Source organism: Streptococcus mitis, from assembly GCF_905187535.1.
Classification (GTDB): Bacteria; Bacillota; Bacilli; order Lactobacillales; family Streptococcaceae; genus Streptococcus; species Streptococcus mitis_BS.
In genome coordinates, this window is the sequence record NZ_CAJJIE010000069.1 from 86,316 (window position 1) to 109,136 (window position 22,821).

18 protein-coding genes and 2 pseudogenes are annotated in these 22,821 nt (G+C 41.1%); 15 read left to right on the forward strand and 5 right to left on the reverse strand.

What is annotated here, in order from left to right; all coding sequences use genetic code 11:
* Window positions 1-32: 32 nt before the first annotated feature.
* From JQ841_RS09440 to galE, 4 genes are all read right to left on the reverse strand, one after another.
* On the reverse strand, window positions 33-785 hold the full coding sequence (locus JQ841_RS09440) for an iron ABC transporter ATP-binding protein (RefSeq protein ID WP_024057386.1): 753 nt from the start codon (window positions 783-785) through the stop codon (window positions 33-35).
* Window positions 782-1,738 carry an iron chelate uptake ABC transporter family permease subunit gene (locus JQ841_RS09445; RefSeq protein ID WP_203180748.1) on the reverse strand — a complete coding sequence of 319 codons (957 nt, stop codon included), beginning with the start codon at window positions 1,736-1,738 and terminating at the stop codon, window positions 782-784. The genes JQ841_RS09440 and JQ841_RS09445 overlap by 4 nt, the downstream gene beginning before the upstream one ends.
* Window positions 1,728-2,687, reverse strand: a complete 960-nt coding sequence (locus tag JQ841_RS09450) for an ABC transporter permease (RefSeq protein ID WP_203180749.1) — start codon at window positions 2,685-2,687, stop codon at window positions 1,728-1,730. Before JQ841_RS09450 ends, JQ841_RS09445 begins: the two co-directional genes overlap by 11 nt.
* A 143-nt stretch (window positions 2,688-2,830) precedes the next feature.
* Window positions 2,831-3,829: a UDP-glucose 4-epimerase GalE gene (galE, locus tag JQ841_RS09455; RefSeq protein WP_203180750.1), complete on the reverse strand. Its 999-nt coding sequence runs from the start codon at window positions 3,827-3,829 to the stop codon at window positions 2,831-2,833.
* Window positions 3,830-4,122: 293 nt separating this feature from the next.
* On the opposite strand from galE, the gene pepA reads away from it, so the two are divergent.
* Both pepA and JQ841_RS09465 read left to right on the forward strand, forming a co-directional pair.
* Window positions 4,123-5,187 carry a glutamyl aminopeptidase gene (gene pepA, locus JQ841_RS09460; RefSeq protein WP_203180751.1) on the forward strand — a complete coding sequence of 355 codons (1,065 nt, stop codon included), beginning with the start codon at window positions 4,123-4,125 and terminating at the stop codon, window positions 5,185-5,187.
* Between the two features lie 20 nt (window positions 5,188-5,207).
* Window positions 5,208-5,504, forward strand: a complete 297-nt coding sequence (locus JQ841_RS09465; protein WP_033679682.1) for a bacteriocin immunity family protein — start codon at window positions 5,208-5,210, stop codon at window positions 5,502-5,504.
* A 96-nt stretch (window positions 5,505-5,600) separates the two neighbouring features.
* Here the strand turns inward: JQ841_RS09465 and JQ841_RS09470 are convergent, their stop codons facing one another.
* Window positions 5,601-7,232 carry a Na/Pi cotransporter family protein gene (locus JQ841_RS09470; protein ID WP_049499742.1) on the reverse strand — a complete coding sequence of 544 codons (1,632 nt, stop codon included), beginning with the start codon at window positions 7,230-7,232 and terminating at the stop codon, window positions 5,601-5,603.
* A gap of 303 nt (window positions 7,233-7,535) precedes the next feature.
* On the opposite strand from JQ841_RS09470, the pseudogene JQ841_RS09475 reads away from it, so the two are divergent.
* The 13 genes and pseudogenes from JQ841_RS09475 to JQ841_RS09530 form a co-directional block, all read left to right on the forward strand.
* Window positions 7,536-12,314: pseudogene (locus JQ841_RS09475) on the forward strand (endo-beta-N-acetylglucosaminidase); the annotation flags it as partial.
* A gap of 9 nt (window positions 12,315-12,323) precedes the next feature.
* Window positions 12,324-12,809 (forward strand): annotated as a pseudogene (locus JQ841_RS10355) (LPXTG cell wall anchor domain-containing protein); the annotation flags it as partial.
* 89 nt (window positions 12,810-12,898) lie between these two features.
* Entirely contained in the window at window positions 12,899-14,095 is a 1,197-nt protein-coding gene (locus tag JQ841_RS09480) for a phosphoglycerate kinase (RefSeq protein ID WP_001096746.1), read from the forward strand.
* 134 nt (window positions 14,096-14,229) lie between these two features.
* On the forward strand, window positions 14,230-14,757 hold the full coding sequence (locus tag JQ841_RS09485; RefSeq protein WP_049515975.1) for an FUSC family protein: 528 nt from the start codon (window positions 14,230-14,232) through the stop codon (window positions 14,755-14,757).
* A gap of 76 nt (window positions 14,758-14,833) precedes the next feature.
* Window positions 14,834-15,190: a transcriptional repressor GlnR gene (glnR, locus tag JQ841_RS09490; protein WP_000659548.1), complete on the forward strand. Its 357-nt coding sequence runs from the start codon at window positions 14,834-14,836 to the stop codon at window positions 15,188-15,190.
* 36 nt (window positions 15,191-15,226) lie between these two features.
* Window positions 15,227-16,573: a type I glutamate--ammonia ligase gene (gene glnA / locus JQ841_RS09495; protein WP_049501990.1), complete on the forward strand. Its 1,347-nt coding sequence runs from the start codon at window positions 15,227-15,229 to the stop codon at window positions 16,571-16,573.
* Between the two features lie 119 nt (window positions 16,574-16,692).
* Window positions 16,693-17,013, forward strand: coding sequence for a PadR family transcriptional regulator (locus tag JQ841_RS09500; protein ID WP_112444454.1), 321 nt, complete (start codon window positions 16,693-16,695; stop codon window positions 17,011-17,013).
* Window positions 17,013-17,588: a DUF2812 domain-containing protein gene (locus JQ841_RS10225; RefSeq protein WP_203180779.1), complete on the forward strand. Its 576-nt coding sequence runs from the start codon at window positions 17,013-17,015 to the stop codon at window positions 17,586-17,588. Before JQ841_RS09500 ends, JQ841_RS10225 begins: the two co-directional genes overlap by 1 nt.
* Window positions 17,589-17,622: 34 nt before the next feature.
* Window positions 17,623-18,135 carry a DUF2812 domain-containing protein gene (locus tag JQ841_RS09510; RefSeq protein WP_203180753.1) on the forward strand — a complete coding sequence of 171 codons (513 nt, stop codon included), beginning with the start codon at window positions 17,623-17,625 and terminating at the stop codon, window positions 18,133-18,135.
* 160 nt (window positions 18,136-18,295) lie between these two features.
* On the forward strand, window positions 18,296-19,330 hold the full coding sequence (gene hrcA / locus JQ841_RS09515; protein ID WP_004261010.1) for a heat-inducible transcriptional repressor HrcA: 1,035 nt from the start codon (window positions 18,296-18,298) through the stop codon (window positions 19,328-19,330).
* A gap of 26 nt (window positions 19,331-19,356) precedes the next feature.
* On the forward strand, window positions 19,357-19,881 hold the full coding sequence (gene grpE / locus JQ841_RS09520) for a nucleotide exchange factor GrpE (protein ID WP_203180754.1): 525 nt from the start codon (window positions 19,357-19,359) through the stop codon (window positions 19,879-19,881).
* A 251-nt stretch (window positions 19,882-20,132) separates the two neighbouring features.
* Window positions 20,133-21,956, forward strand: a complete 1,824-nt coding sequence (gene dnaK, locus JQ841_RS09525; RefSeq protein WP_000034667.1) for a molecular chaperone DnaK — start codon at window positions 20,133-20,135, stop codon at window positions 21,954-21,956.
* Between the two features lie 189 nt (window positions 21,957-22,145).
* On the forward strand, window positions 22,146-22,778 hold the full coding sequence (locus JQ841_RS09530; protein WP_203180755.1) for a DJ-1/PfpI family protein: 633 nt from the start codon (window positions 22,146-22,148) through the stop codon (window positions 22,776-22,778).
* Window positions 22,779-22,821: the final 43 nt, after the last annotated feature.

Below are 22,821 nucleotides of genomic sequence, written 5' to 3' on the forward strand. Positions count from 1 at the left end.
TTGAAGGTTCTCTAACTTGAACTTATATGTTATTAGCTATAGATACAGATCTTTTTGCCATTGATATCAGCCAGCGTGATGGGAATCTCATAAAGTTGACTGAGCAGGTCAGCCTGCATGATTTGATCTGTTCTTCCCTTGCTAAAGACTTGACCGTCCTTGAAGGCGACAATTTCATCTGCATACTGACTGGCCATGTTGATATCGTGGAGGACGATGATAATGGTCTTTCCTAGTTCCTCCACCAGTCGCTTGAGAATCTGCATCATGCTGACGCTTTGCTTGATATCGAGATTGTTGAGCGGTTCATCTAGCAAGATAAAGTCTGTATCCTGGGCCAGTACCATAGCGATAAAGACCCGCTGGAGCTGGCCTCCAGACAGGCTATCGATGTAGCGGTCTTTTAGGTTGGTCAGTTCCAGATAGTCCAGAGTTTCTCGGATTTTTTCCCAATCTTCTGGTCTCAGTCGTCCTCTACTGTAGGGAAATCGTCCAAAACTGACCAGTTCTTCCACCGTCAATTTGGCTTGGTAATTGATTTTCTGCTTTAGGATAGTGAGTTCTTGAGCTAGTTCTTGTGAATTCCAACTCTCGATTTCACGGCCTTTGATACTGAGAATCCCCTGATCTTTCTTGGTCAGTCTGCTCATGATGGAGAGGAGAGTCGATTTTCCAGCACCATTTGGGCCAATAAAGGCTGTCAGTTTCTGAGGACTGACTTCAAGCGAAATGCCTTGCAAAATATCCTGTTTTTGAATGGATTTGTCAATGTTTTCCAGTTTCACCGACGCGCCCTCCTATAAAGTAAGATAAAGAATAAGAAGCCACCCACACTCTCGATGATCATGCTGATGCGAATTTCCAGCGCAAAAACTCGTTCAATCAGGGCCTGTCCCAAGGTCAAACTGATAAATCCAATTAGAATGGCTACGATAAAGAGCAACTTGTGCCGATAATCTTTGACAATCAGGTAAGTTATATTAGCCAGCATAAAGCCGAAGAAGGCCATAGGCCCTACCAAGGCAGTGGCCGTTGAAGTTAAAAGTACGATGCCCCAGAGGAGCTCTTTCTGTTCTTTTTCAACATCGAGTCCCAATATCTGAGCTGTTTCTCTTTGTAGGTGCAAGACATCCAGAATGACTGCTTTTCGAAAGAAAAAGATTGTCAAAGCAATGATGATCAGAGAGCCGATGGCTAGGATGGAAGTGTTGAGATGTTGAAAGGAGGCAAAGAGACCGTTTTGCAGTTTATCGTATTCGTTTGGATCCATCAGGACCTGAAGGAAGGTACTGATATTTCGAAAGAGACTTCCGAGGGCAAGACAAATCAGCAGGATAAAGACCAGATCTTGTTTCATCAGCGTCTTCAGGTAGCCTTCTAAGGCGAGAAAGAAGAGGGATTGGACAAGAAGTAAGATTAGGAATTCTAAGATGGGAGACTTCCCGAGTTGAAGAAACTTGCTTTCAAAAACCAGTAGCAGAGTTTGTAGTAGGACGTAGAAGGATTCGATTCCCAAAATACTAGGAGTCAGGAAACGATTTTCCGTCAGGGTTTGAAAACTAATGGTCGAAATCCCAGTCGCGATAGCTACCAAGAGATAAACGACAATTTTTTGGGAACGCAATTTCCAAGCAAAGGCTGACAAGTGAGTGATGGGCCAAAAGTAGAGAAGACAAGCTCCGATGGCGAGAATAATGAGAAGGCAGAAGAGTTTGGTATGTTTGCTTTTAGACTGCATCTTTTCGTCCCCCTCTCCATAGAAGTAGGATAAAGACGAGGCTACCAATGATTCCTAGTAGAAGACTGACAGACAACTCATAGGGTCGAATCAGAACTCGGGATAGGATATCGCAAGCCAGAACTAGATTGGCTCCAACCAGTGCGACCATGAGTTTGGTTTGACTTAGATTATCTCCGTAGCGCTTGCGAACAAGATTGGGAACGATGACCCCGAGAAAAGGCAAGCCACCCACGGTAATCATGGTGACACTAGTCGTTAGAGCAACCAGAAAGAGAGCCAGTTTTTCAAGTAGGGAGTAAGAAATCCCCAAACTCTCACTGGTTTCCTTTCCTAGATTCATGATGGTAAAAGTTTGGGATAATTTCCAAACGGCTATCAGGATGATGAGGCCTAAAAAGAGCCATTCATACTGATGATTCTGAATCATGGAGAAGGAGCCCTGGGTCCAAGCTGTCATACTCTGAACCAGATTGAAACGGTAGGCGATAACTTCTGTCACAGAACCGATAATCCCGCTATAGATGATCCCAATCAGAGGCAACATCCACCTTTCCTTTATAGAAAAAATAGTCATGAAGGCTAGGAAGAAGAGGGTGAATGTGATGGATGAAACAAAAGCGAAGAGCATCTTTTGGGTCAGACTAGCCGACGGAAAGACAAAGAGGCTCAGCACCATTCCCAGTTTGGCAGCTTCAGTCGTTCCAACTGTGCTTGGAGCAGCAAACTGATTTTGAGTGATAGTCTGCATGAGAAGTCCTGCCATACTCATACTAGAGGCCGTCAGGAGAATACTGATGGTTCTTGGAAGACGGGACTCTTGAAAGAGAAGCCAAGTTTCATGATCCAGAGCAAAGAGTTTTCCCCATGAAAAATCACTGGTCCCAATGCTAATAGAGAGAAAGACTAGGAGTAGAAGTAAGCCAATTAAATAATGAGAAAGTTTCATACCCCGTCCTTTCATGTAGATTTGGTATCGAAAGATACCTGCGGATATTACTGTAACACGATTTCTTTAATCTGTCAATAAATTTTCTGACAATTTAACAAATAAGACAAGGAGAGAGCGCCAAGGCTTTCTCCTTTGTTATCCTATTCCAAAATGTTTTTGCCTTCTTTAACACGCCAACGATAATCTGATAAAATAATATCTTCGAGGGAGTAGCTAGCCTTCCAATCAAGATATTTTTTAGCTTTTGATGCGTCTGCTAGGACGCTAGCTGGGTCACCAGCACGTCGAGCAACAATTTCGTGTGGTATTTTTTGATTCAGTAGTTCTTCAGCAGTTTTAAAGATTTCTTTGACGGTATAGCCTTTTTCAGTTCCTAAGTTAAAGATTTGAGAAGAACTGTTTTCTTGAAATAGGTAGTTCATTCCTTTAACATGAGCCTGTGCAAGGTCCAAGACATGAATGTAATCCCGAATACATGAACCATCACGTGTATCGTAGTCATCTCCAAATATTTTCAGGCTATCATTTTGTCCCAATGCGGTCTTGTTGATGTTGGGAATGATATGAGTTGGATTTTTCACGCGCAGACCGTTTGAAGCATCCATTTCAGCCCCAGCAACATTAAAGTAACGGAAAATAACATATTTCCAATCATAGCGATTGGCCATCCAGTAAATCATTCGTTCGCCCATCAGTTTTGTTTCTGCATAAGGATTGACAGGGTCGAGCAGGGTATCTTCAGTTGCAGGCTTGTCAATACAGTTATTGCCATAGAGAGAAGCAGTCGAAGAGAACATGATTTTTTGAATACCAACTTCAGATAAGACTTTGAGAACTTGGTTCATACCAGCAACATTGGCAGTGAAGTATTTGCTTGGGTTTTCAATGCTTTCGCTCACAACAATTTCACCCGCACAATGCAGAACAGCGTCAATCTTGTTTTCTTCCAAGTAAGTTTTTAAGGCATTAGCATCATAAACATCCAGTTGTTTAAAGCTAGCACGACTATCTACAGCCGCTCGATTTCCTGTAGAGAGATTATCTAGAACATGTACCTGATAGCCAGCATTTAAAAGAGCTTTAACGGTATGGGAGCCAATGTAGCCAGCTCCACCTGTAACAAGAATTGTTTTGGTCATGATTTTTTCCTTTTTCTAGTTTTGTACTATTTTAAAGAAATAAGAAGGCGAAGTCAACTATTTTCTGCAAATTTCATGAAAAACTGAACAAATATAGCATTGAATTGTTTTGTGTTTGGAAATTAATAGTTTGGTTGATCTTGGAATAGTTCTTAGATTTCACCTCACATGCAAGAAAATACAAGCTTTTTATAAGATACAGTAAGACTAAGATACTAATTTAGAAATCCACCTTCCCGCTATCCTTCTCCTATAAAAAGTGGTAAAATGGATGAAAGAAAGAAGGAACTGAAATGACAACATTATTTTCAAAAATCAAAGAAGTAACAGAACTTGCTGCGATCTCAGGTCATGAAGCACCTGTCCGTGCTTATCTTCGTGAAAAGTTGACACCGCATGTGGATGAAGTGGTGACAGATGGCTTGGGTGGTATTTTTGGTATCAAACATTCAGAAGCTGCGGATGCACCGCGCGTCTTGGTCGCTTCTCACATGGATGAAGTTGGTTTTATGGTCAGCGAAATAAAGCCAGATGGTACCTTCCGTGTCGTAGAAATCGGTGGTTGGAATCCTATGGTGGTTAGTAGCCAACGTTTCAAACTCTTGACTCGTGATGGTCGTGAAATTCCTGTGATTTCGGGTTCTGTCCCTCCACATTTGACTCGTGGTAAGGGTGGACCAACTATGCCAGCTATTGCAGATATCGTCTTTGATGGCGGTTTTGCGGATAAGGCTGAGGCAGAAAGCTTTGGCATCTGTCCTGGCGATACCATTGTCCCAGATAGTTCCGCTATCTTAACAGCCAATGAAAAAAATATCATTTCAAAAGCTTGGGACAATCGCTATGGAGTTCTCATGGTTAGTGAGTTAGCAGAAGCTCTGTCAGGTCAAAAACTTGGCAATGAACTCTATCTTGGCTCTAACGTCCAAGAAGAAGTTGGTCTTCGTGGTGCTCATACTTCCACAACTAAGTTTGACCCAGAAGTTTTCCTAGCAGTTGACTGCTCACCTGCTGGTGATGTTTATGGCGGTCAAGGCAAGATTGGAGATGGAACCTTGATTCGTTTCTACGACCCAGGTCACTTGCTTCTCCCAGGGATGAAGGATTTCCTTTTGACAACGGCTGAAGAAGCTGGTATCAAGTACCAATACTACTGTGGTAAAGGCGGAACAGACGCTGGCGCAGCTCATCTGAAAAATGGTGGTGTCCCATCAACAACAATCGGTGTTTGCGCTCGTTATATCCATTCTCATCAAACCCTCTACGCTATGGATGACTTCTTAGAAGCTCAAGCTTTCTTGCAAGCCTTGGTGAAAAAATTGGATCGTTCAACAGTTGATTTGATTAAACATTATTAAACATAAGGGAGGTGGTAGGGATGGTAGAACCAAACCTAGAAAGCCTTGTAAAAGATCTTTACAATCATGCTCGACATGATTTGAGTGAAGATTTAGTTGCTGCTCTCCTAGAGACTGCTAAAAAACTGCCTACTACAAATGAGCAATTGCTGGCAGTTCGTCTCTCAGGCCTGGTCAATCGTGAATTGCTCCTAAATCCCAAACATCCGGCACCTGAGTTGCTCAACTTGGCTCGCTTTATCAAAAGAGAAGAAGCTAAGTACAGAGGAACTGCAGCTTCTGCGATTATGTATGGGGAGCTCTTTAAAATGCTTTGATTCCATTGTGGATCAAAGCATTTTTTATATGGTAGAAAGGCAATTCTTGGTTAGGAAAAGAAAAAAGCCATCCCATTCAGGATAGCTTCTTGGTTCTTAGATTTGTTCAGCGATGACCTTTTCAGCTAGATTCATAGCATGGTCTGATACACGAGTGTAGTGGGAAATGATGTCGATAAAGTTGACCCCAGCTTGTGTTGAACACTCGCCCTTGTTGAGGCGCTTGATGTGGGTCTTTCTGAGAACACGTTCCATATTGTTGATTTCTTTATGGCGTTCAATCAGACTTTGAGCTTTTTCAATATCATTGTTTTCTACACTATCAAGGGCATCCTTGATAAAGCCAGTGGTTTTTTGATAGATATCAGCTAGTTCTTGTAAAGCAGCTTCAGAGAACTCAACATTTTTACGTTGAAGGTAGTCGGTCAGATTGATTAGGGCTTCTGCGTGGTCCCCAATCCGTTCCAAATCACGGGATGAATCAAGAATGTTGGTGAGCACTTCACTTTCTTTCTGGCTAAGTGCCTCGCTTGAAAGAGTAATAAGGTAACGAGTCAATTTTTCATCAATGGTATTGATAGCTTCTTCCGTCTTGTGGCCTTTTTCAGCAACCTTTTCATTGAGGTCAATGATGTAGTTGTATGAAAGGTCAAAGGCTTTGGAAGCATAATTTCCCAAGTGAAGTAGTTCTTTCTTTGCATTTCCGAGAGCGATTGATGGAGCTTGTTTAATCAAATGCTCATCAAGATAAAGTGGCTCGTACTTCACAACTTCATCTTCACCAGGGATGAGCTTGGTTACAAAGTAGGCTAAGGCACCGATGAAGGGAAATTGGATAATAGTATTTGTGATATTAAAGGTTCCGTGGGCGAAGGCAATAGTCATTTCTGGAGCCAGATTGAGTGTAGATTCAAACCATTGAATCAAGCCAGTGAAAGGTACAAGGAAGACAATACAGATAACCGTACCAATCACGTTAAAGGCGACATGGGCACCAGCAACACGTTTGGCAGCGATATTGGCTCCAAGAGAAGCAATAATAGCTGTAATGGTCGTTCCGATATTATCACCAAACAAGACTGGTAGGGCACCTTGTAGATCAATCAAACCACTTGCGTAAAGATTCTGTAGGATACCGATAGTTGCGGAAGAAGCTTGAATGAGTAGGGTTAGTCCAGTTCCGACAAAGACACCGAGAATAGGACTCTTACTTAGTTCAACCATGTAGTCTCTAAAGACTTGCAGGTCTTTTAGAGGCTCCATTGCACCGCTCATAAGATTGAGAGCGAAGAAGATACCACCTACACCAAAAATGATACGTCCGATGTTATTGATAGAGCGATTCTTGGTGAAGAAGAGACAAATCGCTCCGATGAAAAGCATTGGTAAGGCATAATCTCCTAGCTTAAAACCGATGATAAAGGATGTAACGGTAGTTCCAATATTGGCACCCATGACAATACCGATAGCTTGACGCAAGGTCAAAAGTCCTGCGCTGACTAGCCCCACTGTAATGACTGTGACACCAGAACTTGACTGAATTAGCGCCGTCATACCGATACCAACTAGCACACCGAAGAACGGATTGCTAGTGTACTTGTCAATGTAAAAACGAAGGCGATCTCCAGCAGCTTGTTGCAAACCGTCTCCCATGGTCTTGATACTATATAAGAATAGTCCCAGACCACCTAAAAAGTGAAATAAAATTTCCTGCCAATTAATGGACATTTCTTTTTCCTCCGAAAAATAATAACGGAATTTCTCCTATTCTATTTTAAAGGATAAAAGTAAATCTAACAAGTGTTAAGCTGAGATTTTAGAAAGAAAATTCGTTAGAATGGGCCTTAATTATATTAATTTTACCAATTTCTAACCTAGATATAGGTATTTCCTTTTATATATTGACATTTAAAAGAAATATTTTAAAATGAGGGAGGTATTATCTTGGTCCCTGTGATTGGGATAAAAATTTTATAAAGAAAGTTAAGCGCTTTCTTTTATGCAACAAAATCAATCCTTTAGGAGGAGAAAATGAAGAATCCATTTTTTGAAAGACGTTGTCGTTACAGTATTCGTAAGTTATCAGTAGGAGCCTGCTCGCTGATGATTGGGGCTGTTTTATTTGCTGGTCCAGCCTTGGCAGAAGAAACTGCAGTTCCTGAAAATAAGGGAGCCAATACAGCGCTTGTTTCAGGAGAGAGTGAGCATCCAACTAATGAAGCTGACAAGCAGCATGAAGGAGAACATGCTAGAGAAAATAAGTTAGAAAAGGAAGAAGGAGTAGCGACAGTATCTGAAACTGCTTCGCCAGCAAGCAATGAAGCTGCGACTACTGAAACCACAGAAGCAGCTAGCGCAGCTAAACCAGAGGAAAAACCAAGTGAGGTGGCTGCAGAAACATCATCTGTAGAAGCAAAACCTAAGTCTGACAAGGAAATAGAAGCAAAGCCTGAAGCAACTAGCCAAGGAGATGAGTCTAAGCCAGCAGCAGAAGCTAATAAGATTGAAAAAGAAGTCCAGCCAGATGTCCCTAAAAATACAGAAAAAACATTAAAACCAAAGGAAATCAAATTTAATTCTTGGGAAGAATTGTTGAAATGGGAACCCGGTGCTCGTGAAGATGATGCCATCAACCGCGGCTCTGTTGCCCTCGCTCCACGTCGGACAGGTCATTTGGTCAATGAAAAAGCTAGCAAGGAAGCAAAAGTTCAAGCTCTATCCAACACCAATTCTAAAGCAAAAGACCATGCTTCTGTTGGTGGAGAAGAGTTCAAGGCCTATGCTTTTGACTATTGGCAATATCTAGATTCAATGGTCTTCTGGGAAGGTCTCGTACCAACGCCTGACGTTATTGATGCAGGTCACCGTAACGGGGTTCCTGTATACGGTACACTCTTCTTCAACTGGTCTAATAGTATTGCAGATCAAGAAAAATTCGCTGAAGCTTTGAAGCAAGACCCAGATGGTAGCTTCCCAATTGCCCGTAAATTGGTGGATATGGCCAAGTATTATGGCTATGATGGCTATTTCATTAACCAGGAAACAACTGGGGATTTGGTTGAACCTCTTGGAGAAAAGATGCGCCAGTTTATGCTCTATACCAAGGAATATGCTGCTAAGGTAAACCATCCAATCAAGTATTCTTGGTACGATGCCATGACTTATAACTATGGACGTTACCACCAAGATGGTTTGGGAGAATACAACTACCAATTCATGCAACCAGAAGGAGATAAGGTTCCAGCAGATAACTTCTTTGCTAACTTTAACTGGGATAAGGCTAAGAATGATTACACTATTACAACTGCCAACTGGATTGGCCGTAATCCTTATGACGTATTTGCAGGTTTGGAATTGCAACAGGGTGGTTCCTACAAGACCAAGGTCAAATGGAATGACATTTTAGATGAAAATGGGAAATTACGCCTTTCTCTTGGTTTATTCGCCCCAGATACCATTACAAGTTTAGGAAAAACTGGTGAAGATTATCATAAGAATGAAGATATCTTCTTTACAGGTTATCAAGGTGATCCTACTGGCCAAAAACCAGGTGATAAAGATTGGTATGGGATTGCTAACCTAGTTGCTGACCGTACGCCAGCAGTAGGTAATACTTTTACTACTTCTTTTAATACAGGTCATGGTAGAAAATGGTTCGTAGATGGTAAGGTTTCTAAGGATTCTGAGTGGAATTACCGTTCAGTTTCAGGTGTTCTTCCAACATGGCGCTGGTGGCAAAAATCAACTGGCGATAAGTTGAAAGCAAGCTATGATTTTGAAGATGCTTATAATGGTGGAACTTCTCTCAAATTTGCAGGGGATCTTTCAGGTGCGACCAAGCAAGATGTGAATTTGTACTCTACTCGCTTGAAGGTGACAGATACAACCAAATTGCATGTTGCCCACAAAGGAGGCAAAGGGACCAAGGTTTATGTAGAATTTGCAACCAAGAAAGATTATACCTACGGTGATGAAGCTGCCCGTAAAGAATTAACAGTTTCAGATGACTGGACTACCAATGATTTTGATTTGAGTTCCTTGGCAGGTAAAACAATTTACGGTATTAAACTCTATTTTGAAAATGATAAAGGCTTAAAAGGTTATCAATTTAACCTGGGGCAATTGACCATCAGCAATAATCAAGATGCTCCTCAGGCACCAACCACAGTAGCTGTAGCCAAACAAGTCCTTAAAAATGCCCAAGAAGCGGAAGCAGTTGTACAATTTAAAGGCAACAAGGATGCAGATTTCTATGAAGTTTACGAAAAAGATGGAGACAGCTGGAAATTACTAACTGGCTCATCTTCTACAACGATTTATCTACCAAAAGTTAGCCGCTCAGCAAGTGCTCAAGGTACAACTCAAGAACTGAAGGTTGTAGCCGTTGGTAAAAATGGGGTTCGTTCAGAAGCTGCAACAACAACCTTTGATTGGGGCATGACTGTAAAAGATACTAGCCTACCAAAACCATTAGCTGAAAATATCGTACCAGGTGCAACAGTTATTGATAGTACCTTCCCTAAAACAGAAGGTGGGGAAGGCATCGAAGGCATGTTGAATGGTACCATTACCAGTCTTTCAGACAAGTGGTCTTCTGGACAGTTAAGTGGTAGTGTGGATATTCGTTTGACCCAGCCACGTACAGTTGTTAGATGGGTGATGGACCATGCTGGAGCTGGTGGAGAATCTGTAAACGATGGTTTGATGAATACCAAAGACTTTGACCTCTATTATAAAGATGCGGATGGTCAATGGAAGTTGGCTAAGGAAGTCCGTGGCAATAAAGCCCATGTTACAGATATTACCCTTGATAAGCCAATCACAGCTCAAGATTGGCGCTTGAATGTTGTCACTTCTGACAATGGAACACCATGGAAGGCTATTCGTATCTATAACTGGAAAATGTATGAAAAGCTTGATACTGAGAGTGTCAATATTCCGATGGCCAAGGCTGCAGCCCGTTCTCTAGGCAATAACAAGGTACAAGTTGGCTTTGCGGATGTACCGGCCGGAGCAACCATTACCGTTTATGATAATCCAAATTCTCAAACTCCGCTTGCAACCTTGAAGAGCGAAGTTGGAGGAGACCTAGCAAGTTCACCATTGGATTTGACAAATCAATCTGGTCTTCTTTACTATCGTACCCAGTTGCCAGGCAAGGAAATTAGTAATGTCCTAGCAGTTTCCGTTCCAAAAGATGACAGAAGAATCAAGTCAGTCAGCCTAGAAACAGGACCTAAGAAAACAAGCTACGCCGAAGGGGAGGATTTGGACCTTAGAGGTGGTGTTCTTCGAGTTCAGTATGAAGGTGGAGCTGAGGACGAACTTATTCGCCTAACTCACGCGGGTGTATCAGTATCCGGTTTTGATACGCATCATAAGGGAGAACAAAATCTTACTTTACAATATTTGGGGCAACCGGTACATGCTAATTTATCAGTGACTGTTACTAGTCAAGATGAAGCAAGTCCGAAAACTATTTTGGGAATTGAAGTAAGTCAGGAACCCAAAAAAGATTACCTAGTTGGTGATAGCTTAGACTTGTCTGAAGGACGCTTTGCAGTGGCTTATAGTAATGACACCATGGAAGAACATTCCTTTACTGATGAGGGAGTTGAAATTTCTGGTTACGATGCTCAAAAGACTGGTCGTCAAACCTTGACGCTTCGTTACCAAGGACATGAAGTCAACTTTGATGTTTTGGTATCTCCAAAAGCAGCATTGAACGATGAGTACCTTAAACAAAAATTAGCAGAAGTTGAAGCGGCTAAGAACAAGGTGGTCTATAACTTTGCTTCACCAGAAGTAAAAGAAGCCTTCTTGAAAGCAATTGAAGCGGCGGAACAAGTGTTGAAAGACCATGAAACTAGCACCCAAGATCAAGTCAATGACCGACTTAATAAATTGACAGAAGCTCATAAAGCTCTGAATGGTCAAGAGAAATTTACGGAAGATAAGACAGAACTTGATCGCTTAACAGGTGAGGCTAAAGAACTCTTGGCTGCCAAACCAAACCATCCTTCAGGTTCTGCCCTAACTCCGCTTCTTGAGAAAAACAAGGCCTTGGTTGAAAAAGTAGATTTGAGTCCAGAAGAGCTTGCGACAGCGAAACAGAGTCTAAAAGATCTGGTTGCCCTATTGAAAGAAGACAAACCAGCAGTCTTTTCTGATAGTAAAACAGGTGTTGAAGTACACTTCTCAAATAAAGAGAAGACTATCATCAAGGGCTTGAAAGTAGAGCGTGTTCAAGCAAGTGCTGAAGAGAAGAAATACTTTGCTGGAGAAGATGCACATGTCTTTGAAATAGAAGGTCTAGATGAAAAAGGTCAAGACGTTGATCTCTCTTACGCATCTATTGTGAAAATTCCAATTGAAAAAGATAAGAAAGTGAAGAAAGTCTTCTTCTTGCCTGAAGGCAAAGAGGCAGTAGAATTGGCTTTTGAACAAACGGATAGTCATGTCATCTTTACAGCGCCACACTTTACTCATTATGCCTTTGTTTATGAATCTGCTGAAAAACCACAACCTGCTAAACCAGTAGAAAAAGTTATTTCAAGCAAGGAACCAACTGAAGGTGTCAAGAATTTGGTTGTGGATACTCCAAAATTAGAAATTGAAGAGACAAGTATTGCCTTCGAACACCAAGAACGTCCCAATCCAAATCTCCCAGTCGGTCAACGTCAACTTGTCCAAGCAGGAGTTGAGGGACAAATTCGTCGCTTGATTGAAGTAGATAGTCAAGGCAATCGTACGCTTCGCGCTACAGAAGTTTTGAAAGAAGCAAGCCCTGAAATCGTAGAAGTAGGTACTGGTCTCATTCCTGCCAATCCAGCACCACAAAACACAGACCTTCCAAAACCTACTAATCAAGCGGCTTCTGATCAACAAAAGGCTCCTAAATTGGAAGTTCAAGAGGAAAAGGTTGCCTTTGACCGTCAAGAGCATGAAAATGCTGATATGCTAGTTGGGGAACAACGAGTCATCATACAAGGACGAGATGGTCTGTTGAGACATGTCTTTGAAGTTGATGAAAACGGTCAGCGTCGTCTTCGTTCAACAGAAGTCATCCAAGAGGCGATTCCAGAAATTGTTGAAATTGGAACAAAAGTAAAAACTGAACCAGCAGTAGCGCCTACACAAGAAAAACCAGCCCAAAATACAGCAGTTAAATCAGAAGAAGCAAGCAAACAATTGCCAAATACAGGAACTGCTGATGCCAATGAAGCCCTAATAGCAGGATTGGTAAGCCTTGGTCTTGCTAGTTTAGCCTTGACATTGAAACAGAAAAAAGAAGATGAAGATTAAATATCGAAAAATCTTGTGAAATCTTTCCTTATATTTCCAAAGTGTGATATAATAGTTTCGAATAAAATAAATAAAGGGGTTTTTGTAACATGGCAAAACTTACTGTTAAAGACGTTGACTTGAAAGGTAAAAAAGTCCTCGTTCGTGTTGACTTCAACGTACCATTGAAAGATGGCGTAATCACTAACGACAACCGTATCACAGCAGCTCTTCCAACTATTAAGTACATCATCGAACAAGGTGGACGTGCAATTCTTTTCTCTCACCTTGGACGTGTGAAAGAAGAAGCTGATAAAGCTGGTAAATCACTTGCTCCTGTAGCGGCAGACTTGGCAGCAAAACTTGGTCAAGATGTTGTTTTCCCAGGTGTCACTCGTGGTGCTGAATTGGAAGCAGCTATCAACGCTCTTGAAGATGGACAAGTTCTTTTGGTTGAAAACACTCGTTACGAAGATGTTGACGGCAAGAAAGAATCTAAAAACGATCCTGAACTTGGTAAATACTGGGCATCACTTGGAGATGGTATCTTCGTAAACGATGCATTCGGTACAGCTCACCGTGCACACGCATCTAACGTTGGTATCTCAGCAAACGTTGAAAAAGCAGTTGCTGGTTTCCTTCTTGAAAACGAAATTGCCTACATCCAAGAAGCAGTTGAAACTCCAGAACGTCCATTCGTGGCTATCCTTGGTGGTTCAAAAGTTTCAGACAAGATCGGTGTTATCGAAAACTTGCTTGAAAAAGCTGATAAAGTCCTTATCGGTGGTGGTATGACTTACACATTCTACAAAGCACAAGGTATCGAAATCGGTAACTCACTTGTAGAAGAAGACAAATTGGATGTTGCGAAAGCTCTTCTTGAAAAAGCAAACGGTAAATTGATCTTGCCAGTTGACTCAAAAGAAGCTAACGCATTTGCTGGTTACACTGAAGTGCGTGACACTGAAGGTGAAGCAGTTTCTGAAGGCTTCCTTGGTCTTGACATCGGTTCAAAATCTATCGCCAAATTTGACGAAGCTTTGACTGGTGCCAAAACAGTTGTATGGAACGGACCTATGGGTGTGTTTGAAAACCCTGACTTCCAAGCTGGTACAATCGGTGTGATGGACGCTATCGTAAAACAACCAGGCGTTAAATCAATCATCGGTGGTGGTGACTCAGCTGCTGCAGCGATCAACCTTGGACGTGCAGACAAATTCTCATGGATCTCTACTGGTGGTGGAGCATCAATGGAACTTCTTGAAGGTAAAGTTCTTCCAGGACTTGCAGCCTTGACAGAAAAATAAGATTTTATAAACAATCAAAGAAGAGAGGAATGAAAGTTCCTCTTTTCTTTTGCTTAAAATAAAAACGCTTCCTCTCAACTATTACTCATAAAAATCACCGATTTATGATAAAATGGAAATAGAAAGTTGAGATTATGAGTTATTTTAAAAAATATAAATTCGATAAATCCCAGTTTAAACTTGGTATGCGAACCTTTAAAACAGGTATTGCTGTTTTTCTAGTTCTCTTGATTTTTGGCTTTTTTGGCTGGAAAGGTCTTCAAATTGGTGCTTTGACAGCTGTGTTTAGCCTGAGGGAGAGTTTTGATAAGAGTGTTCATTTTGGGACTTCGCGTATTTTAGGAAATAGTATCGGTGGCCTCTATGCCCTTCTCTTCTTCCTATTAAATACCTTTTTCCACGAAGCTTTTTGGGTGACCTTGGTTGTTGTTCCAATCTGCACCATGTTAACCATTATGACAAATGTAGCCATGAATAACAAAGCAGGTGTTATTGGTGGTGTAGCAGCTATGTTAATCATTACCCTATCGATTCCGAGCGGTGAAACGATTTTGTACGTATTTGCGCGTGTATCGGAAACTTTCATGGGAGTTTTTGTCGCAATTCTCGTAAATTACGATATTGATCGTATTCGGCTCATTTTAGAGAAAAAAGAAAAATAATGTTACATTTTATAACATTATCAATTGACGTTTGTCTTTTTTTAGACTATAATAGACAGAAAGAAGGAAATTGTAAATGAAGGAAAAAGAATTTCGCCGAAATATGGCTGTTTTTCCTATCGGCAGTGTTATGAAGTTGACCGACCTATCGGCGCGTCAGATTCGTTATTATGAAGATCAAGAGTTGATTAAGCCTGATCGAAACGAAGGGAACCGTCGCATGTATTCCTTGAATGACATGGATCGTCTGCTTGAAATCAAAGATTATATCTCTGAAGGTTATAATATCGCTGCCATCAAGAAAAAATATGCTGAACGTGAAGCGAAATCCAAGAAAGCGGTGAGTCAGACTGAGGTGCGTCGTGCACTTCATAATGAACTCCTCCAACAGGGTCGCTTTGCTTCAGTACGGTCACCTTTTGGTCGCGGTTAGGCAACCGCAAGTAGTTATACATTAAGGAGAAAACTCATGCCAATCACAGCTGCAGATATTCGTCGTGAAGTCAAGGAAAAAAATGTTACCTTTATTCGTCTCATGTTCTCAGATATTTTGGGAACCATGAAAAACGTCGAAATTCCTGCTACAGATGAACAGTTAGATAAAGTCTTGTCAAATAAGGCTATGTTTGATGGATCTTCTATTGAAGGTTTTGTACGTATCAATGAGTCAGATATGTACTTGTACCCTGACTTGGATACATGGACAGTCTTCCCTTGGGGAGATGAAAATGGAAGTGTTGCAGGTTTGATCTGTGATGTCTATACAACAGAAGGTGAGCCATTTGCAGGTGATCCTCGTGGCAATTTGAAACGTGCTCTTCGTCACATGGAAGAAGTGGGATTCAAGTCCTTCAACCTTGGACCAGAACCAGAATTCTTCCTATTTAAACTTGATGAAAATGGAGACCCAACACTTGAAGTAAATGACAAGGGTGGCTACTTTGATTTGGCGCCTACTGACCTTGCGGACAATACACGTCGTGAGATTGTCAATGTCTTGACCAAAATGGGATTTGAAGTAGAAGCAAGTCACCATGAGGTTGCGGTTGGACAACATGAGATTGACTTTAAGTACGATGAAGTTCTCCGTGCTTGTGATAAGATTCAAATCTTTAAACTCGTTGTTAAAACCATTGCTCGCAAACATGGTCTTTACGCAACCTTTATGGCCAAACCAAAATTTGGTATTGCCGGATCAGGTATGCACTGTAATATGTCCTTGTTTGATGCAGAAGGAAACAATGCCTTCTTTGATCCAAATGATCCAAAAGGAATGCAGTTGTCAGAAACGGCCTACCATTTCCTTGGCGGTTTGATCAAGCATGCCTACAACTATACTGCCATTATGAACCCAACGGTTAACTCATACAAACGTTTGGTTCCAGGTTATGAAGCGCCTGTTTACATTGCTTGGGCTGGTCGTAACCGTTCACCACTTGTGCGCGTGCCTGCTTCACGTGGTATGGGAACTCGTCTTGAGTTGCGTTCAGTGGATCCGATGGCAAACCCATATATCGCTATGGCTGTTCTTTTGGAGGTTGGTTTGCATGGTATTGAAAATAAAATCGAAGCACCAGCTCCTATCGAAGAAAATATCTACATCATGACAGCAGAAGAGCGTAAGGAAGCTGGTATTACAGACCTTCCATCAACCCTTCACAACGCTTTGAAAGCTTTGACAGAAGATGAAGTTGTCATAGCGGCTCTTGGAGAACATATCTATACTAGTTTTCTTGAAGCCAAGCGAATCGAATGGGCAAGTTATGCAACCTTCGTTTCACAATGGGAAATTGATAATTATTTAGACCTTTACTAATACTAATATAGAAGAAAGATTGCCTGTGGGTGATCTTTTTTCTTGTGTTTTATATCGAGGTGTGATATATTTTATATAACGAAGTGCGATATATCGAACTGAATTGGAGGTGAGTGCAAATGGAATTAACGGATAAGATTCGTCGAGTTTATCTTCCGATGACGGAAACGGGTTTTTATATCTTGTTCTGCCTGCAAAAGGAAGGTCATGGTTATAGTATTACGCAAAAGGTCAAGGAGATGACGGATTCGCAAGTTTCGATTAGTCCTGGAACTATGTATGGAACCTTGTCAAAGATGGAAAAGGATGGTTTGATTTCCTTTGTCCGTGAAGAGGAAAAACGGAAAATCTATCAGATCACAGACTTGGGACGAAAAGTCTTAGATATTGAATTGAAACGTATTGAACGGCTCTATAGAAATAGTCTGGAGGGAAGATGATGGAAAAGAAGGTTGTTTATAGAATTGCTACCATTGCGGATTATGATAGAGAGGCTTTATATCTTAGCAAAATGCATGCTGAGGGCTGGAAACTCAAGGAAGTAACCTACTCTAACTTAGTAGTTGCGGTTAAGTATACTTTTGAACAGTGCCAACCGAAGCAGGTGTCTTATCAGTTGGACTTTTATCCCATGAAAAAATCAGAGAGAGCCTCCTATTTACAATTATTTAAAGACTGTGGCTGGGAGCATATTACAGACTTTAATGGGTTTTCCTACTTTAGAAAGCTTCATTCTGGAATTGAGTCGGATGCCGAGTTTGAAATTTATAATGACGCGGCCGGGAAGCTAGCTATGGTCAAACGGATTTTAACGAGGCGGATGTTTCCTATTTTGCTTCTCTTTTTAGCTCTACTACCGGTTTTCTCAAAGTTTGTCGCTGGAGGTAGTTCTTTCAGTTGGGAAATGTTTTTGATTGTTATAATAGATGGTGTTTTATTGATAGTTCATGCGATTCAGATTTCTTATATTTTTTGGAGCTTGTTTCAAAAATGGAAAGAATTATCTGACAAATAAAACCATGTATGTTTTCTGATTTGGAGGTAAGGTAATGAATAGCAAAGTACAATTTCGGTTTTTCACCATTGTTGATTTGGACAAGGAAGAAGAATATTTACATGAGATGCATTTGAAAGGTTGGAGGTATAGAACGAGTCGTTTTGGTTTGTTCTATTTTGACCAATGTCAACCAGACGATGTCATCTACTGTATCTATGATTCTAGATTTCTTAAAAAATATAAGCATGAACTGCAAGATTTTAGAAATAGAGGTTGGGAATTGATGGGAGCAGGTTCTTGTTCGATTCTTCGTAAATCGTCTTCTGATTTACTTCCGGAGGATCAAGTCTATATGAGTAAGGGGCTCAGATGGGAAGTTATGCGAAATAGACTTCGTTCATGTACAGTTGCTTTCTCAGGTGGTCTTGTTGTTTGTATGAGTTCGTTTAGAGAAGAACTGTCGCAATCTTTCTTTGTCATTTTTGTTTTATATGCTTTTCTGATTTCTTATCTAATCTATGGTTATTTCAGACTAAAAAGTAAATACCGAGTAGATGGAAGGTAGGATTCTAGGTCTTTAGACTGATTTTTAGCACTCTTGTTAAAAGAGTGCTAATTTTTTGAGTTTTTGTCTTGACATTCTCTTTTAAGGGTGTATAATAGAATCATGAGTTAGCACTTGAGTGTATCGAGTGCTAATCGATCAGACAGAGAGGAGTGATGAGATGGTTACAGAGCGTCAGCAGGATATTTTAAATCTGATTATTGACATCTTTACCAAAACGCACGAACCTGTCGGATCCAAAGCTTTGCAAGAGTCTATTAACTCTAGCAGTGCAACCATTCGTAATGACATGGCGGCTCTAGAAAAGCAAGGTTTGCTTGAGAAGGCTCATACTTCAAGTGGTCGGATGCCAAGTGTTGCTGGTTTTCAGTACTATGTAAAACACTCACTGGATTTTGACCGACTAGCTGAAAATGAGGTTTATGAGATTGTCAAAGCCTTTGATCAGGAATTCTTCAAATTGGAGGATATTCTGCAAGAGGCTGCTAATCTACTGACAGACTTGAGTGGCTGTACGGTAGTAGCACTGGATGTTGAGCCGAGCAGGCAACGTTTGACAGCCTTTGATATCGTTGTTTTGGGGCAACATACAGCCTTGGCAGTATTTACCCTAGACGAGTCTCGAACGGTTACCAGTCAGTTTCTGATTCCAAGGAACTTCTTGCAGGAGGATTTGCTGAAACTGAAGAGCATCATTCAGGAACGTTTCCTCGGTCACACCGTTCTAGATATTCACTACAAGATTCGGACGGAGATTCCGCAGATTATCCAGCGTTACTTCACAACAACGGATAATGTGATTGATCTCTTTGAACACATCTTTAAGGAAATGTTCAACGAAAACATTGTGGTGGCGGGCAAGGTCAATCTCTTGAATTTTGCCAATCTAGCAGCCTATCAGTTCTTTGACCAACCGCAAAAGGTGGCCCTGGAAATTCGTGAGGGGCTGCATGAGGATCAGATGCAAAATGTCCGTGTTGCGGACAGTCAAGAGTCCTGTCTAGCTGACCTAGCGGTGATTAGTAGCAAGTTCCTCATTCCTTATCGGGGAGTTGGAATTCTAGCAATTATCGGTCCGGTTAATCTGGATTACCAGCAGCTAATCAACCAAGTCAATGTAGTCAACCGTGTTTTAACCATGAAGTTGACAGATTTTTACCGCTACCTCAGCAGTAATCATTACGAAGTACATTAAGATTGAAATCATTAAAGGAGGCGAAAATGGCCCAAGATATAAAAAATGAAGAAGTAGAAGAAGTCCAAGAAGAGGAAGTTGTGGAAACAGCTGCAGAAACAACTCCTGAAAAATCTGAGTTGGACTTGGCAAATGAACGTGCAGATGAGTTCGAAAACAAATACCTTCGCGCTCATGCGGAAATGCAAAATATCCAACGCCGTGCCAATGAAGAGCGTCAAAATTTGCAACGTTATCGTAGCCAGGACTTGGCAAAAGCGATACTCCCTTCTTTGGATAACCTTGAACGTGCACTTGCAGTTGAAGGTTTGACAGACGATGTCAAAAAAGGATTGGAGATGGTGCAAGAGAGCTTGGTTCACGCTTTGAAAGAAGAGGGAATCGAAGAAATCGCAGCTGACGGCGAATTTGACCATAACTACCATATGGCCATCCAAACTCTCCCAGCAGACGATGAACACCCAGCAGATACCATCGCCCAAGTCTTCCAAAAAGGCTACAAACTCCATGACCGCATCCTACGCCCAGCAATGGTGGTTGTTTATAACTAGGCTAGATAGCTTGAAAAAACTTGTCCGAAACGACAATAAACTATGAAGAAAGATAAGAGGCAAGCCGGAGGCTTGCAAGGAAGATATTTCCCACCGTGGTGAAAGTTTCAGTAGCAAAAGCTACTGAAACAGGGGATTTTTGAGACAATAGGCTCAAAAATAAGTGATGAAATCCCGAAGGGAGTTGCTCACGTCCCCACCACTTAAGGGAAATATAAAAAAAGAAAATTAACTAACAAGGAGAAAAACACATGTCTAAAATTATCGGTATTGACTTAGGTACAACAAACTCAGCAGTAGCAGTTCTTGAAGGAACTGAAAGCAAAATCATCGCAAACCCAGAAGGAAACCGCACAACTCCATCTGTAGTATCATTCAAAAACGGCGAAATCATCGTTGGTGATGCTGCAAAACGTCAAGCAGTTACAAACCCAGATACAGTCATCTCTATTAAATCTAAAATGGGTACTTCTGAAAAAGTTTCTGCTAACGGAAAAGAATATACTCCACAAGAAATCTCAGCTATGATTCTTCAATACTTGAAAGGTTATGCTGAAGACTACCTTGGTGAAAAAGTAACTAAAGCAGTTATCACAGTTCCAGCTTACTTCAACGACGCTCAACGTCAAGCAACAAAAGACGCTGGTAAAATCGCTGGTCTTGAAGTAGAACGTATTGTCAACGAACCAACTGCAGCAGCTCTTGCTTATGGTTTGGACAAGACTGATAAAGAAGAAAAAATCTTGGTATTCGACCTTGGTGGTGGTACATTCGACGTCTCTATCCTTGAATTGGGTGACGGTGTCTTCGACGTATTGTCAACTGCAGGGGACAACAAACTCGGTGGTGATGACTTTGACCAAAAAATCATCGACCACTTGGTAGCAGAATTCAAGAAAGAAAACGGTATTGACTTATCTACTGACAAGATGGCAATGCAACGTTTGAAAGATGCGGCTGAAAAAGCTAAGAAAGATCTTTCTGGTGTAACTTCAACACAAATCAGCTTGCCATTTATCACTGCTGGTGAAGCTGGACCTCTTCACTTGGAAATGACTTTGACTCGTGCGAAATTTGACGATTTGACTCGTGACCTTGTAGAACGTACAAAAGTTCCAGTTCGTCAAGCGCTTTCAGATGCAGGTTTGAGCTTGTCAGAAATCGACGAAGTTATCCTTGTTGGTGGTTCAACTCGTATCCCTGCCGTTGTTGAAGCTGTTAAGGCTGAAACTGGTAAAGAACCAAACAAATCAGTAAACCCTGATGAAGTAGTTGCTATGGGTGCTGCCATCCAAGGTGGTGTGATTACTGGTGATGTTAAAGACGTTGTCCTTCTTGACGTAACACCATTGTCACTTGGTATCGAAACAATGGGTGGAGTATTTACAAAACTTATCGATCGCAACACTACTATTCCAACATCTAAATCACAAGTCTTCTCAACTGCAGCAGACAACCAACCAGCCGTTGATATCCACGTTCTTCAAGGTGAACGCCCAATGGCAGCAGATAACAAGACTCTTGGACGCTTCCAATTGACAGATATCCCAGCTGCACCTCGTGGAATTCCTCAAATCGAAGTAACATTTGACATCGACAAGAATGGTATCGTGTCTGTTAAGGCCAAAGATCTTGGAACTCAAAAAGAACAAACAATTGTCATCCAATCTAACTCAGGTTTGACAGATGAAGAAATCGACCGCATGATGAAAGATGCAGAAGCAAACGCTGAAGCAGATAAGAAACGTAAAGAAGAAGTTGATCTTCGTAATGAAGTAGACCAAGCAATCTTTGCGACTGAAAAGACAATCAAGGAAACTGAAGGTAAAGGCTTCGACGCAGAACGTGATGCTGCTCAAGCTGCCCTTGATGACCTTAAGAAAGCTCAAGAAGACAACAACTTGGATGAAATGAAAGCAAAACTTGAAGCATTGAACGAAAAAGCTCAAGGCCTTGCTGTTAAACTCTACGAACAAGCCGCAGCAGCACAACAAGCTCAAGCAGGAGCAGAAGGCGCACAAGCAACAGGAAACGCAGGCGACGACGTCGTAGACGGAGAGTTTACTGAGAAATAACTCGTTAAGAATGACTAATCACTAAAGTGATTGTCATTCTACGGCAATCGCTATGGCGACTTGCCTAAACGCCTTACTAGTTCAAAAACAAAGTATAATCGACTTTGTTTTTGAACGTCGTAATGATAGGAAGAAATCCAGAGGTTGCAACCCAGCCTCTGTTTTTCGATAAAATATAGGATGTTGCGTATGAAAAAAGTACTTTGTATCATTTATCCTAATTTTTCTCTTTATGAGATAACCACTTTAACGAGTACTTTAGCTCTGTCTTTTGATATCACGATTGATTATGTAGCTTCTGAGAATTCGATGGTGGTCTCTGAGGATGGTTTGCCTTGTCGACCTACAAAAACATTGGATCAAGTACGTATAGAAGAGTATTCTTGTGTGATTTTGCCAGGAATGGTAAATATAGGGCCTGCTCTACAGGATGAAAAATTAAATTCGTTTTTAAAGGGACTTGGTAAGCAGGATATCTTAATTGCAGCCATTTCTTCAGCACCTCTTTTGTTGGCAAAAGCAGGTTTATTGAACGATACGAAATTTACAGGTGGGATTTGGCAAAACTTCTTTGACTATTTTGAATTTCTTCCACGTGAGAATTTCCAACCCAAACTGGTTGTTCAAGATAAAAATATCATTACGGCTATAGGCTTTGCACATCAAGAGTTTGCAAGAAAAGTGATTTTCGGTTTAGGTTTGGCAGAAAATACTGACAACTACTTTAAAGAACAGAACGAATATGCTGAAGAGGATTTGATATTTACTCTATCAGATGAAGAGTTTAATCAAGTGAAGCAGAGTATAGAAAACAGCCTCTAAAGATTTACATGAAAATTATAGAAAGGAACAAAGGTGTTCAGGG